Origin of the sequence: Streptomyces sp. HUAS CB01, assembly GCF_030406905.1 — a bacterium.
Lineage (GTDB): Bacteria > Actinomycetota > Actinomycetes > Streptomycetales > Streptomycetaceae > Streptomyces > Streptomyces chengbuensis.
Genome location: NZ_CP129137.1, coordinates 4373132 through 4386180 on the forward strand (window position 1 = coordinate 4373132; position 13049 = coordinate 4386180).

12 protein-coding genes and 2 pseudogenes are annotated in these 13049 nt (G+C 74.2%); 7 read left to right on the forward strand and 7 right to left on the reverse strand.

Annotation, left to right across the window (positions count from 1 at the left end):
- Positions 1-387 precede the first annotated feature (387 nt).
- The 4 genes and pseudogenes from QRN89_RS19375 to QRN89_RS19390 form a co-directional block, all read right to left on the reverse strand.
- Complete coding sequence (locus QRN89_RS19375; RefSeq protein WP_290350677.1) at positions 388-2073, reverse strand: bifunctional 3'-5' exonuclease/DNA polymerase; 1686 nt, start codon at positions 2071-2073, stop codon at positions 388-390.
- Positions 2074-2277: 204 nt separating this feature from the next.
- Positions 2278-2835 (reverse strand): sugar O-acetyltransferase, encoded by a 558-nt coding sequence (locus QRN89_RS19380; RefSeq protein ID WP_290350678.1) that lies wholly within the window; start codon positions 2833-2835, stop codon positions 2278-2280.
- 4 nt (positions 2836-2839) lie between these two features.
- Entirely contained in the window at positions 2840-4969 is a 2130-nt protein-coding gene (locus QRN89_RS19385; RefSeq protein ID WP_290350679.1) for an ABC transporter permease, read from the reverse strand.
- 170 nt (positions 4970-5139) lie between these two features.
- A pseudogene (locus QRN89_RS19390) lies at positions 5140-5880 on the reverse strand (ABC transporter ATP-binding protein); the annotation flags it as partial.
- A 143-nt stretch (positions 5881-6023) separates the two neighbouring features.
- On the opposite strand from QRN89_RS19390, the gene QRN89_RS19395 reads away from it, so the two are divergent.
- Positions 6024-7178, forward strand: coding sequence for a DUF2786 domain-containing protein (locus tag QRN89_RS19395; protein ID WP_435833258.1), 1155 nt, complete (start codon positions 6024-6026; stop codon positions 7176-7178).
- Positions 7179-7593: 415 nt separating this feature from the next.
- Here the strand turns inward: QRN89_RS19395 and rpsN are convergent, their stop codons facing one another.
- Together rpsN and rpmB are read right to left on the reverse strand one after the other, a co-directional pair.
- Positions 7594-7899 carry a 30S ribosomal protein S14 gene (rpsN, locus tag QRN89_RS19400; RefSeq protein WP_290350681.1) on the reverse strand — a complete coding sequence of 102 codons (306 nt, stop codon included), beginning with the start codon at positions 7897-7899 and terminating at the stop codon, positions 7594-7596.
- Positions 7899-8135, reverse strand: a complete 237-nt coding sequence (gene rpmB, locus QRN89_RS19405) for a 50S ribosomal protein L28 (protein ID WP_290353776.1) — start codon at positions 8133-8135, stop codon at positions 7899-7901. The genes rpsN and rpmB overlap by 1 nt, the downstream gene beginning before the upstream one ends.
- Positions 8136-8188: 53 nt before the next feature.
- Here rpmB and rpmG point away from each other — a divergent pair, with 53 nt between their 5' ends.
- From rpmG to QRN89_RS19430, 5 genes and pseudogenes are all read left to right on the forward strand, one after another.
- On the forward strand, positions 8189-8353 hold the full coding sequence (rpmG, locus tag QRN89_RS19410; RefSeq protein ID WP_017949758.1) for a 50S ribosomal protein L33: 165 nt from the start codon (positions 8189-8191) through the stop codon (positions 8351-8353).
- Positions 8354-8377: 24 nt separating this feature from the next.
- Positions 8378-8632 (forward strand): type B 50S ribosomal protein L31, encoded by a 255-nt coding sequence (locus QRN89_RS19415; protein WP_290350682.1) that lies wholly within the window; start codon positions 8378-8380, stop codon positions 8630-8632.
- Positions 8632-9773, forward strand: a pseudogene (locus QRN89_RS19420) (CobW family GTP-binding protein). Before QRN89_RS19415 ends, QRN89_RS19420 begins: the two are co-directional and overlap by 1 nt.
- A 1-nt stretch (position 9774) precedes the next feature.
- A complete protein-coding gene (rpsR, locus tag QRN89_RS19425) occupies positions 9775-10017 on the forward strand; it encodes a 30S ribosomal protein S18 (RefSeq protein ID WP_290350683.1) in 243 nt (80 codons plus the stop codon).
- Positions 10018-10972: 955 nt separating this feature from the next.
- Positions 10973-11212, forward strand: a complete 240-nt coding sequence (locus QRN89_RS19430) for a DUF397 domain-containing protein (RefSeq protein WP_138053866.1) — start codon at positions 10973-10975, stop codon at positions 11210-11212.
- Between the two features lie 139 nt (positions 11213-11351).
- On the opposite strand, the gene QRN89_RS19435 is transcribed toward QRN89_RS19430, so the two are convergent.
- Complete coding sequence (locus tag QRN89_RS19435) at positions 11352-11837, reverse strand: ATP-binding protein (protein WP_290350684.1); 486 nt, start codon at positions 11835-11837, stop codon at positions 11352-11354.
- Positions 11838-12211: 374 nt separating this feature from the next.
- Here QRN89_RS19435 and QRN89_RS19440 point away from each other — a divergent pair, with 374 nt between their 5' ends.
- The gene (locus QRN89_RS19440) at positions 12212-13045 is read left to right on the forward strand and encodes a Sco1979 family transcriptional regulator (protein ID WP_290353777.1); all 834 of its coding nucleotides are present in this window, start codon (positions 12212-12214) and stop codon (positions 13043-13045) included.
- The last annotated feature ends 4 nt before the right edge of the window (positions 13046-13049 follow it).

Here is a 13049-nt window from a genome sequence, read left to right on the forward strand (position 1 = left end):
TGGCGGCCGGATGCCGTCTCGGTCGGCCGCCTGGGACGGGGACCTCCGGACGGGAGCCCAGGGCAGGAGCGCCGAGACCGGTGGGACCGGGGCCCGTCTGGGATCGGGGCCCGGCGGGGGCCGGAGGCCGTCTGGGGCGGGGGGCCGGTTGGGACGGGCTACCTGCCGGCCCGGAAACCGGAGAGCCACTGAACCGTTCGCTCATGGCGGCCCGTTCGGCGCTCCTTCGCTCCCAGTTCCTTCGCTCTTTCGCTCTTTCGCTCCTTCGCTCATGCGGTCCGGCGGCCCTGCGGTCGGCGGACCTGAAGCTCCGCGGCCTCGCGACTCGGCGCTCCCGCGGCCCCGCGAATCGGCAGCCCGGCGCCGGAGAAGCGGCGCGGGCCCGGCTCACTTCGCGTCCGAATACCGTTCCACCACCGCCGTCGTGAAGGGGAACCGCACCGGCGTCTCGCCGAAGGCGATCCGCCCCGCCAGCTCACCGGCCGCGCGGATCGCCCGCACCACCTCCTCGGCCTCCTCGGCCGGGCAGTGCACGATCACCTCGTCGTGCTGGAAGAAGACCAGTTCGGCGCGCATGTCCGCGGTAGCCCTGCGCAGCGCGGCGAGGAGGAGCAGCGCCCAGTCCGCGGCACTGCCCTGGACGACGAAGTTACGGGTGAACCGGCCGCGGGCCCGGGCGTCCGTCGAGGCGTAGCCCGGTGCGAACTCGCTCCGGGCCGGCGCCTCGTCACCGCCCGGCTGCGGAATGCCGGCCTCGTCGTCGTCGCCGGCACCGGCAGCCGGCGGGCTCGTGCGGCCCAGCCAGGTGCGGACCAGACGGCCCTCCTCCCCGGCGCGTGCCGCGTCGTCCACGTACGCCACCGCACGGGGGAAACGGCGGCGCAGCGCCGCGAGGTTCTTCAGCCCGTCGCCGCTGGTCTGGCCGTAGACGGCTCCGAGCAGTGCGATCTTGGCGTGCTCGCGGTCTCCGGAGAACGCCCGGTCCGACAGCCGCGTGTACAGGTCGTCGTCGTGTCCGGCGACCTCCATCAGCCCCGGGTCGCGGGAGATCGCCGCGAGCACCCGGGGCTCCATCTGGTCGGCGTCGGCGACGACGAGCCGCCAGCCCTCGTCCGCGACCACGGCACGCCGGATCACCTTGGGGATCTGCAGCGCACCGCCGCCGTTGGTGGTCCAGCGGCCGGACACGGTGCCGCCGGGCAGGTACTCCGGCCGGAAGCGCCCGTCCCGCACCCAGTCCTGCAGCCAGCTCCAGCCGTGGGCCGTCCAGATCCGGTACAGCTTCTTGTAGGCGATCAGCGGCCGCACGGCCGGATGGTCGATCTCCTCCAGCTCCCAGCGCCGGGTCGACCGCACCTTGATCCCGGCCCGGGCGAACGCCTTGACGACCTCCGCGGGCAGATCGGGGCGCACCCGGTGCCCGAACGCCGCCGAGACCTCGTCGGCCAGTTCGGCGAGGCGGCGCGGCTCGCCCCCGCCCGCGTACCGCTCGCCGAGCAGTTCGTGCAGCACGTCCCGGTGGACGTCCGCGCGCCACGGCAGGCCCGACCTGTTCATCTCCGCGGCCACCAGCATCCCCGCCGACTCGGCCGCGGTCAGCAGCCGCATCCGGCCGGGGTGCTCGGTGGCCCCGTGTCTTCGCTGCTGCCCGGCGTAGACCTCCAGCAGACCCTCGAAGGGCACGGCCACGGGCTCCGGTTCGAACAGCGACGACTGCGAGCCGGGCACGGCGGCGCGCTGCGGCGGGTCGTCCGGCACGGGGGCGTGCCGCAGACGAGCCCACGCGGCGGCCGCGGAACGCGGCTCACCGTGCCGCCCCTCGTGCCCGAGCAGGAGCAGCTCGGCGTCCTCGATGTCGTAGCACCGCTCGACGCCCACGCCGGCCGCGAGCAGGCGCGGATAGATCTCGGTGGTGGACCGCCACACCCACCGCCCGACCTCCGGCCGTGACCTCACCGCGGCGACGAGATCGCCCTCCCTGCGCACCTCCCCGGCGGGCAGCCCGTCCGGGCCGAGCGGCACGAGAAGCGCCCCGCCGTCCTCGGCCGGGGCCAGGGCCCACCGTTCGTTCATGGTGGCGAGTCTGGCACTCACGACTGACAACGCCGCGCCCGCGCGCCCGGCCGGGTGCCCCGACACGGGTACCGCGGGCACCGGCCCCGCGGCCCGGCGCGGCGACAGGCACGGGCGTTCCTCCGCTGCCACGGCGACCCCCTGCCGCGCTGCCACGGGAGTCCCCGTGCCGGGCCGTCCGCCCCCTGCCGGGCCTCCCGTCCGTCAGGTCAGCGCGCGGACCACCCTCGCCGGGTTGCCCACCGCCAGCACACCCCGGGGCAGGTCCCTGGTGACGACGGCACCGGCCCCGACCACCGTGTCGTCGCCGATCGTCACGCCCGGGCAGACGATGACGCCCCCGCCGAGCCAGACGTTGTCGCCGATCGTGATCGGGTCCCCCTTCTCCCAGCCCTCCCGCCGGCGCTCCGCGTCCAGTTCGTGGGAGGGGGTGAGCAACTGGACGTTCGGGCCGAACTGGCAGTGGGCGCCGACCGTGATGGGCGCGACGTCGAGGAACACCGCCCCGAAGTTGACGAACGTGCCCTCGCCGATGCCGATGTGGTACCCGAAGTCGCACTGGAACGGCGGCCGGATCCGGACACCGTCGCCGACGGAGCCCAGGAGCTCGGCGAGGATCGCGGCCCGGTCGGCGGGCGCGGCGCCGCCGTCGGCGTTGTACGCCGCGCAGAGTCCGAAGCGCCGTTCGCTGTCGGCGGCGAGTTCGGGGTCGTCGGGGAGGTACCAGTCTCCTGCCAGCATGCGCTGCTTGTTCTCACCCATGGCCTCACCGTACGGCCCGGCGGCCGGCGAGCACCGGCGCGATTCCCGCCGTCACGGCGATCAGCGCGCAGGCGGCGACCGAGGCGCCGAGCACCGTCCACGGCAGGTCCGGGGTCACCGGCGCAGACAGCGCGGCCAGCGCCGCGGCGAGTCCGGCCAGGTTCACCGCCGTGACGGCGGCGCCCAGCAGTGCGCCGATCCCCACCGCCAGCAGCGACTCGCCCGCCACGACCGCCACGACCTGGGCGCGCGTCGCTCCGGCGAGCCGGAGAGTCCGCAGTTCGCCCGCTCGTACGGAGTTGGCCATGACGAGAGTCCCGGCCAGCGCGATCGCCGTGTACACCAGCGCGATGCCGAGCACCACGAACAGCCCCAGACGGACCTGCGGCCCGGTGCGGGGATGCGTGGCCGCGGCCCAGGCGTCCGCCGTGCGGACGTCGCCGCCGGTGGCCCGCAGGGCCGCCGTGACGGCGGCGAGGTCCGCGCCCGCGTCCAGCCGGACGTCGAGGCGGTCGAGGTGCGCCGCGGGCACGTTGGCGGCGGTGACATAGGCGCCGTTGCCGCCGGTACCGGCCGCGAGGACGGCCGCGATCCGCAGCGTGACCGGCCGTCCGTCGCCCAGCCACACGTCAACCGCCGCACCGACCCGGTGCTCGGACCACTCCTCGTTCACGACGATGGAGCGGTCGTCGAGGTCCCGGAGATCACCGGCCACGACCGGCAGGCGGGCGACGGATGCCAGGGCCGCGGGGTCGGTGACCGCGCGCGCCTCGGACCGTACGAGGGCGGTGCGGTCCTCCCGTACGAAGACGGCGGTGGCGGCGGAACCCGACACCACGGCGCCCGGGATCGGCCCGGGGGCCGTCAGTTCCGCGCCGGTGACCACGAGATCGGCCGACGTCCGACCCCGGGCTTCCGCGCCTTTCGCGGCCGTCACCGTGGCCGCCGACCCCATCAGGGAACCTGCCATCGCCACGGTCACGAGCACAGGAGCGGCGACGGCGGCCGTACGGCGGCGGGCCGCCCGGGCGTTGGAACGGACGAGCAGCGCGGCCGCCCCGGGCAGTCGCAGCAGCCGCGCCAACGGCCCTGCGAGCAGCGGCGACAGCGCGGCCACGGCCGTGATCAGCACCATCGGCCGAGTCGTGTACGACTTGCGCTTCAGCAGATCGGCCGGGTCGGTCGTGAGTGTCCAGAGCAGCAGCCCGGCGCCGCCCAGGAGCAGCGCGCCGCCGAGCAGCAACCGTCCGAGCGGCATCGCGCCGCTCTCGGCGTCCGCCTCCCGCAGTGCCTCGGCGGGTCCGGTACGTCCCGCTCGCCGCGACGCGGCCCAGGCCCCGGCGCAGGCCACCGTGAGCCCGGTCCAGAACGCGGCGTGGAACGGCCAGGTGTGGTCGCCGACGGTGAACCACGACGGAGCGATCCCTTCGTCGACCAGCAGCCCGACCAGCCGGGGCGCGCCCCACGCGCCGAGCGCGCAGCCTGCGGCCGAGGCGAGGACGCCGACGGCGGCGGCCTCCGCGAGGAGCAGTCGGCGCAGCTGGCCGGGGGGCGCGCCGGCCGTCCGCAGCAGCCCGAACTCCCGGCGGCGCAGCGCCACGCCGAAGGCGAACGTCGAGGCGACGACGAAGACCGCGACGAACGCGGTGACGCCAGCGGCCGTACCGAGCAGGGAGTTCACGGTCATCAGCGCTTCGGCGTCCTGCTCGGGCCTGGGGTCGGCCCGGCGGCGGTCGTCGCCGGTGAGCACCTGTGCGCGGTCGCGCACGACGGCGCGTACGGCCGCGGGGTCGGCGGTGACCCCGACGGCGTCCGGGCTGCCGTCCGTGATCAGGGGGCCCAGGGTCGCGAGTTCGCGCTGGAGTTCGATGTCCACAGCCTGTGGATGAGCGAGCCGCTGGGACACCCGGGCGGTCGTGGGGCCCCGTTCGACCTCCACGGTGAGCGTGTCCGTCCCCATGACGACGACGGGCGCGCCGGCGAACCGCTCGACCGGCCGCACGGGCGCGTCCACCGTCGACGCGAGGCCGAGGCCCATCGCGGCGAGCAGTCCCACCCCCAGAGCGAGTGCGATGAAGCTCCCGAGGAGGGTGGCCCAGCGGGCCCTGAGCGAGGCGAGGACGACGGTCACCACGTGAACCCTCCGGAGGCGTGGTGACGCGGGGTACCGGGGGCGCGGGCAGCGGCGGCCGGAAGCCGGCGTCCGCCCCCGAGCCGGGGCCCGTCCTCGCCCCCGCTCCCGCCTCCGCCCCCGTCCCCGGCGGACGCGGGTCCGGGGCCCCGCCCGGGTGTCGGCTCGGCTGTCTCCAGATCCGTCATCGCCGCGGCGACCTGCCCCGCGGACGGGGACGCAAGCCCGCCCACCAGCCGTCCGTCGACCAGGAACACCACGCGGTCGGCGTACGACGCGGCCGCCGGATCGTGGGTGACCATCACCACGGTCAGTCCCTCCCGGTCCACGAGATCCCGGAGCATCACCAGCACGGCCCGCCCCGCCGTGGTGTCCAGCGCTCCGGTCGGTTCGTCGCCGAACAGCACCGCGGGACGGGTGATCAGCGCCCGTGCCAGCGCGGCCCGCTGCTGCTGACCGCCGGAGAGCTGGGAGGGCAGGTGCCGGGCGCGGCCGTCGAGCCCGACCGCCGCGAGGGCGTCCCGCACCTGCGCGCGGGACGGGCGCCGGCCCGCCAGCCGCAGGGGGAGGGCGACGTTCTGCGCGGCGGTCAGTGAGGGGACGAGGTTGAACGACTGGAAGACGAAGCCGATCCGGTCCCTCCGCAGCAGGGTGAGCCGGCGCTCGCTGAGCCCGGTCAGTTCGGTCCCGCCCACCTCGACCGTGCCGGACGTCGGCCTGTCCAGCCCTGCCGCGCACTGCAGCAGCGTGGACTTCCCCGAGCCCGAGGGGCCCATGACGGCGGTGAACGTGCCGGGGAGGACGTCGAGGTCGACGCCGTCGAGTGCGGCGACTCCCCCGTAGGTCCTGCGCAGCGCGCGGATCCGTACGGCGGCGGTGGTCGTGGGCGGTGGCGGGGACGCGGTCGTGGTCATGGCTCAAGACTGCCGTCGGCGGTGCGTGCGATCACGACCACTGGGGGGCGTCCCGGGGGTGGGGCCTGCCCTACCCCCCCCGGGGCCGGTGCGCCCGCCCGGCGCAGGGCTCCAGGGGGTGGGCTCGCGTAGGCTCGATCGGCGTGGATGTGGTGGAGCGTGCGCTCGGCGGGGCGCTGTACGCCGATGACGACGACGCGCTCGACAGCGGCGCCTCGCTGCTGGCCGCGGCGCCGCCCGAGGCCGACGCGGAACTGGCCCGGCGCGGCGAGGAGTTCGTGCGCCGTGCCTGGGAGCGCGGCTGGCAGCCGGCGGACGTCGTACGGATCGTCCGCCGTGACCTCGACGAGGGGCATGTGGAGCTGGCCGCCGGTCTGATCGCGACGGAGACCCGTCGGTACGGGGACGACCTGCCGCCGCGCTGGCGCGCGCAGCTCGACGAACTGCCGGGCGGCGGGAGCGGCCGGCGCCCCGCGGACCGGTTCTCGCACGCGACCGCCGTGCTCCAGCTCTACCGGCTCCTCGTGCGGCTGCCGGTGATCGAGCCGGTGGGGCCGGTGCCGGGGGCGCCCGTGCACCGGGCGTCCGTCGTCCCGCACCACACCGAGCCGCGGATGCTCACCCGGATCCGCGCCCTCCTCGCGAAGGCCGAGGCCACCGGCTACCCGGAGGAGGCGGAGGCGCTGACCGCGAAGGCGCAGGAGCTGATGGCGCGCCACAGCATCGACGACGCGGTGCTCGCGGCCCGTACCCGTCGTGCGGACGTGCCGGCCGCCTGCCGGATCGGCGTCGACGCGCCGTACGAGACGGCCAAGGCGATCCTGCTGGACGCGGTGGCCTCGGCGAACCGCTGCCGCGCGGTCTGGAACAGCGGCCTCGGCTTCTCGACGGTCGTCGGCTTCGAGGCGGACCTGGAGGCGGTGGAGCTGCTGTACACCTCGCTGCTGGTGCAGGGGACGACGGCGATGACCCGCGCGGAGGCCTCCCAGCGGGCGGGCGGACGCAAGCGGACGAAGACATTCCGGCAGTCGTTCCTGCTGGCGTACGCGAACCGCATCGGCGACCGGCTGGCGCGTGCGACGTCCCACGTGGCGGAGGACACGGCCGGCGGCGAGCTCCTCCCGGCGCTCGCCGCCCGGGACGTCGCCGTCACGGACCACGCGGAACGCCTCTTCCCGGACACGGTCCGCACCCGCGTCCGCGGCGCCACGGACGCTGCGGGCTGGCACGACGGCACCGCGGCCGCGGACGGCGCCCGTGTCCGCCCCCGCGACCGCCGGGGCGAACTCCCGCGCTGACGCGAGGTGCCGGGGTCGGTCCGTCAGTCGTCCCTGCGTCGGACTCGCGGCGCGGGCGGCCCGTGCTCCGGCGCCGCCGTACGGCGAGGTCCGCGCGGCCCGGGCGCTCGTGGTGCCGTGGCACGGTGTCGGCCGTCCGGTGGTCCCGCGCCGGCGGCAGCCGTACGGTCCCGTGCTCCGTGCACCCGTGCCGCACGGCTGTCCATTCACGGCCTCAAGAGCCGCGTGTCCGGGCGCCCGGAGCCGTCGTTCCGTACCGAACGCCGAACGCCGAACGCCGAACGCCGAACGCCGAACGCCGAACGCCGAACGCCGAACGCCGAACGCCGAACGCCGAACGCCGAACGCCGAACGCCGGACCAACCGCACCGCCCGTGCCCCGAGCCCGTGGACGCTCACCGCCGCCGTCCGTCCCTCACCAGGACGACTTCGTCACCCCCGGCAGGAACCCCGCATGCGCCTGCTCCCTCAGACGGACGCGGGAGAGGCCGAACCTGCGGACGTAGCCGCGCGGGCGGCCGTCGACCGCGTCGCGGTTGCGGACGCGGGTCGCGCTCGCGTCGCGCGGCTGGCGGCGCAGCTCGCGCTGCGCGGCGAGGCGGTCCTCCTCGCTCGTGCCGGGGTGCCGGACGATCTCCTTCAGTTCCGCGCGCCGGACCGCGTACCGCTCCACGACCTCCCGGCGGCGGTCATTGCGCGCGATCTTGCTCTTCTTCGCCATCAGACCTTCTCCCCCCGCGCGCGGATGCGGGCCACCGCCGCCTCGATGCCGATGCCGTCCACCGTCCTGATCGCCTTCGCGCTCAGCGAGAGCCGTACGTACCGGCCCTCGCCCGGCAGCCAGTACCGCTTGCGCTGGATGTTCGGGTCGAAGCGGCGCGAGGTGCGCCGGTGGGAGTGGGAGATGCGGTTGCCGAAACCGGGCTCGGCCCCGGTCAGCTGGCAGCGTGCGGACAACGTCACACGTCCTTCCTTTGGAAATGGAAACCATTTCCATTTACTGTACCCGCATGGCCCGCAACGAACTACGCCCGATCATCAAGCTCCGCTCCACCGCGGGGACCGGCTACACCTACGTCACCCGCAAGAACCGCCGAAACGACCCCGACCGCCTGACGCTGCGCAAGTACGACCCGGTCGCCGGCCGGCACGTCGACTTCCGCGAAGAGCGCTGAGCGGAAGCAGGAGGGACACCCGTCATGAAGCCCGGAATCCATCCGGCCTACGGCCCCGTCGTGTTCCGCGACCGGGCGGCCGGATTCGCCTTTCTCACCCGTTCGACGACGACGAGCGACCGGACCGTCGAATGGGAGGACGGCAACACGTACCCCGTCGTGGACGTGGAGATCTCGTCCGCGAGCCACCCCTTCTACACGGGCACGGCCCGCGTCCTGGACACCGCCGGCCGCGTCGAGCGCTTCGAGCGCCGCTACGGACGGCGCGAGGCACGGTGATGGAGGGAACGCTTCCCGTCGCGATCGTCGGCGGGCTCCACTCCGACGCCCGTGCCGCGGTCGTCGCGAAGCTGCTGACCACCGTGAGCGGCAGCGTCGCGCTCCGGCACGACCTGTCGACCGCCGTCCGGGGCACCGTCCGGCGCAGTGTCCGCGACGCGACCGGCGTGCTGTCCTGTGGTGAGGCACCGCTCGTCAACGACTGCGCCTGCTGCGCACTGCGCGAGGACCTCGTGCCGGAGCTGGAACGGCTCGCCGGCGACGGCCTCACCCGGCTGGCGATCGTCGAGCTCTGGGACTCGGTCGAGCCCAAGGCGATGGCCGAGGTCGTCGCGGCCCACGGTGACCGGCTGCGGATCACGAGCGTGATCACGGCCGTCGACCCCTCCCTCCTGCTGCCCTATCTCGCCAACGGCGACGACCTGATGGAGGCGGGGCTGGCCGCCGCCCCGACCGACCGGCGCACCGTCGCGGACACCTGGGCGCGTCAGCTGGAGTACGCGCCGGTGCTCGCCCTCGTCGGAGGGGACGAGGCCGACCGGGAGGACCGGGCCCTGCTGGCCCAGCTGCACCCGACGGCCCGTCAGGTGGCGGTGGACGGCGACGAACTGGCCGCTGTGGCCCTGGCCGGCTTCGACGTCGAGGCCGCCGCTGCCGCACAGCACCCGGCGTGCGCACTGCTGCCGCAGGACGCGGACGAGTGCGGGGTCGGGACGTACGTCTGGCACCGCCGCCGGCCGCTCCACCCGGAGCGGCTGTACGCGGCGCTGGAGGACCCCTGACCTGTGCCGCCGCCCGCAGCCGGGGCCGGTTCTGGCTCGCGGACCGCTCCGACACCCTGCTGGCGTGGGACGCGGCCGGGGGAGCGCTCTGCGTCGAGAGCGCGGGGCCGTGGCTGGCTTCGCTTCCCGACGCCGCCTGGGAGATGGTCCCGCCCGTGCGCCGGGCCGCGGCGGCGCTGGACTGGCATCCGGAGCACGGCGACCGCTGCCAGCACCTCGTCTTCACCTCGCCGGGGCTGGACCGCGAGGGCCTGACGGAGCTGCTCGACTCCTGCCTGCTCACCGATGCCGAGTACGCCGCCGGGCCCGAGGCGTGGAAGCGCCTGCCGCCGGCGTTCGACTCCCTCCTGGAGGTGTGACATGGCCAAGCGCCCATTTCACCGCACACCGGTGAAGCCCCGCCCGAACCCGCTGGACGCGGCGGGCATCACGTACGTCGACTACAAGGACACGGACCTGCTCCGCAGGTTCCTCTCCGACCGAGGCAAGATCCGCAGCCGCCGGGTGACCCGGGTGACGGCCCGGCAGCAGCGGCAGTTGGCGAGAGCGGTCAGGAACGCACGGGAGATGGCCCTGCTGCCGTACGCGTCCCCGCCCCGCTGACGGCGACCGCCGCCGGCTGACCGCTGACCCGGTGGCGTGGGCGCGGCGCATCGCGCGGCACCGCCACCGGGCCGGCGGGTGACGGCCGGTCCGGCCTTCGCCGTCCACCTCGACCTGCGCCGCACGGCCTCCCGGAGCACCGCGCGGTGCGGCGGGAGGCCGGACGCGTGTCCGGGGGCCGCTCCGGCAGACGGCGTATCCACCGGCTCGCAGCCGCCCGCCCGTCGACGTACGGGACCTGCTCCATCCGTACGAGCGGTTCTGTCGCGACCGTCTGAACAGGAGCCGGCGCCCGGCGCGACCGGGCGCCCCGCACGGCCGCGAGCCCCCGGAACCGGCGGCCCCTCACCGCCGTTCCCGGTCGACCGGCGACCGGGTCCTTCCGTCCGCGAGGGCCGGAGCGCCCCGACCGACGCCGAGCTCAGCGCCCTGTGAGGCACGTACGGAGACCTCCGCCGCCATGACGGGGCAGCCGGCGGCCGGTCGTTCGTCCGGCCTCGGGCCGGGCCGGTGCCCCGACCGCGTCGGGATCGGAACACCGGCTCCCGGGAGGGAGCGGACACTCCGCATCCGCGGGGCGGACCCGGCGAACGCACGTGACAAAGAGCGTGCGGACGGACAGAAGGCCGACTGACGCGCGGCGGTGCGACGAAGGGTCGCACCGGTACGCGAGTCGCCGGTAGGGGGTGACCAGAACACCGCGAACCGGAAATTCGCCGGACTGAGGAGCCGGAAGGGCCCGGCGCGCGTCTCTTACTCGTGCATGGCGGATTCGGGCCCGGCCGTCCGGCACGGGACGAGGGCGCGGAAGAGGGGAAGACCCGGCGAGGTGCGGCCCGGGCTGTAACCGCGGGACCACCAGGCGTGCACGTGCATCTGCTCATGCATCTGCATATGAACACAGCTATGATCCGAGACAGTTGACACCTGCACCTTGTAACTCGGGGAGCGTCCTGTGCACGACGTGTACAACGGCATGGCGGCCACAGAGCTTCACGGGGTCGTCTGGCAGAAGAGCAGGCACAGCAACTCCCAGGGATCGTGCGTGGAGTTCGCGAAACTGCCCGGCGGGAACGTCGCGGTGCGCAACTCGCGCTTCCCGGAGGGGCCGGCGCTCGTCTACACGCCGGCCGAGATAGAGGCCATGCTGCTGGGGGTGAAGGACGGCGAGTTCGACCACCTCGCCGGCGGCTGACCCGTCCGTGAACCGGGCCCGGTCCTCCGGTCCGCAGAAACGTTCATGCCGTGTGGTCCGGTCCGGGTGTGCCGATGGCCGGCGGCCGCGGCCCGCCGGGCGAGGACGGACGCACGGGGTGCACCGGAGTGCGGGAGGCTCACTCCGGGGGCAGGCGGAACAGCGCCCAGACGACCTTTCCGGTGAGCGAACCCGCCAGCGGGTGCCAGCCCCAGCTGTCGCTGAAGGAGTCGACGAGGAACAATCCCCGGCCGCATTCGGCGGAGTCCTCGGCCTCGCCGGCCACCGGACTGTCCTCGCTGGGATCGCGCACGGCGCACACCAGCCGGCTCGTCCAGCGCATCAGGTGCAGCCGTACGGGGGGCTCCTGGTCGCGCGGAGTGTCCGCGGGCAGGGCGTGCCGCAGCGCGTTGGTGACGAGTTCTGACACGACGAGCGCGACGTCGTCGAAGCGCTCGTCCAGTTCCCACTGGGTCAGCGTCCTGCTGGTGAACTTCCGGGCGCCGCGCACCGCTTCGTAGCGGGCGGGCAGTGCGCACGAGGCGGAGCTGGACACGGCCGCGGGATCGATCGGCGGAAGGCCCTGCCGTAACGGCTCGAGCATGGTCGATCCATTCGTTCCCATGCGAGGCACTCCCGGGAATCGCAGCTGTGGCGCTACAACACGAACGAGCACGTACGAGTACGCAGGTGCGCGGGGTCCATGGTTCCGAATGCCCACAACAGATGCAAGGGCAGATGCACGTGCACGCGCCCGGCCTGTCCCCACCCGTGCTGGTTCACTCTCATATCTTCCGCGTGCTTCCGGTGCGCCCTTCCCGGACGGCTTCTTGTTTCCGTAATCGAATGAGTACGGGGCGAAGCGTTTTGGTGGCAGAATCCGGGGCTCGGGGTTCGGGGGCACTCCGGGAACCGATGGCGATGGGGAGGGTGGGAGACGTGACCGCAGTGGAGTCGTGGGGCTACCCCCGGGCCGATGGTCCCGGCGGAGGGTCCGTGGTGCGCCGCATCCTGCTGGGCTCGCAGCTGAGGCGCCTCCGGGAATCGCGCGGCATCACCCGGGAGGCGGCGGGCTACTCGATCCGTGCGTCCGAATCCAAGATCAGTCGCATGGAGTTGGGACGGGTGAGCTTCAAGGCCAGGGACGTCGAGGACCTCCTCACGCTCTACGGCGTCACGGACGAGGCGGAGCGCGCGTCGCTGCTCGGGCTCGCCAAGGAGGCCAACGTTGCCGGCTGGTGGCACAGCTTCGGCGATGTGCTGCCCGGCTGGTTCCAGACGTACATCGGCCTGGAGGGCGCCGCCTCGCTCATCAGGATCTACGAGGTCCAGTTCGTGCACGGGCTGCTGCAGACCGAGGCGTACGCCCACGCCGTCGTCGAGCGCGGTATGCCCGACGCCCCGGCCGCCGAGATCGACCGCCGGGTCGCGCTGCGCCTGGAGCGCCAGAAGGCGCTCGTCTCCGAGCGCGCGCCCCGCTTCCACGCGGTCCTGGACGAGGCGGCGCTGCGCCGCCCCTACGGCGACCGCTCCGTGATGCAGGGGCAGTTGCGGCATCTGATCGAGGTCTCCGAGCAGCCGAACATCACGCTCCAGATCATGCCGTTCAGCTTCGGTGGCCACGCGGGCGAGTCCGGTTCCTTCACGATGCTGCGCTTCCCCGAGTCCGACCTCTCGGACATCGTCTACCTGGAGCAGCTGACGAGCGCGCTCTACCTCGACAAGCCCGAGGAGGTGGCGCTGTACGAGCGGGTGATGAAGCGCCTGCAGGAGGACAGCCCCGGTCCGGACGAGAGTCGGGACCTTCTCCGAGGACTGCTCCAACTCACTTGACCGG

Coding starts and splice junctions, on each gene's coding strand:
- QRN89_RS19375 (WP_290350677.1), bottom strand. CDS start 2,073: ATGAACGAACGGTGGGCCCTGGCCCCGGCCGAGGACGGCGGGGCGCTT.
- QRN89_RS19380 (WP_290350678.1), bottom strand. CDS start 2,835: ATGGGTGAGAACAAGCAGCGCATGCTGGCAGGAGACTGGTACCTCCCC.
- rpsN (WP_290350681.1), bottom strand. CDS start 7,899: ATGGCGAAGAAGAGCAAGATCGCGCGCAATGACCGCCGCCGGGAGGTC.
- rpmG (WP_017949758.1), top strand. CDS start 8,189: ATGGCCCGCAACGAACTACGCCCGATCATCAAGCTCCGCTCCACCGCG.
- QRN89_RS19415 (WP_290350682.1), top strand. CDS start 8,378: ATGAAGCCCGGAATCCATCCGGCCTACGGCCCCGTCGTGTTCCGCGAC.
- rpsR (WP_290350683.1), top strand. CDS start 9,775: ATGGCCAAGCGCCCATTTCACCGCACACCGGTGAAGCCCCGCCCGAAC.
- QRN89_RS19435 (WP_290350684.1), bottom strand. CDS start 11,837: ATGGGAACGAATGGATCGACCATGCTCGAGCCGTTACGGCAGGGCCTT.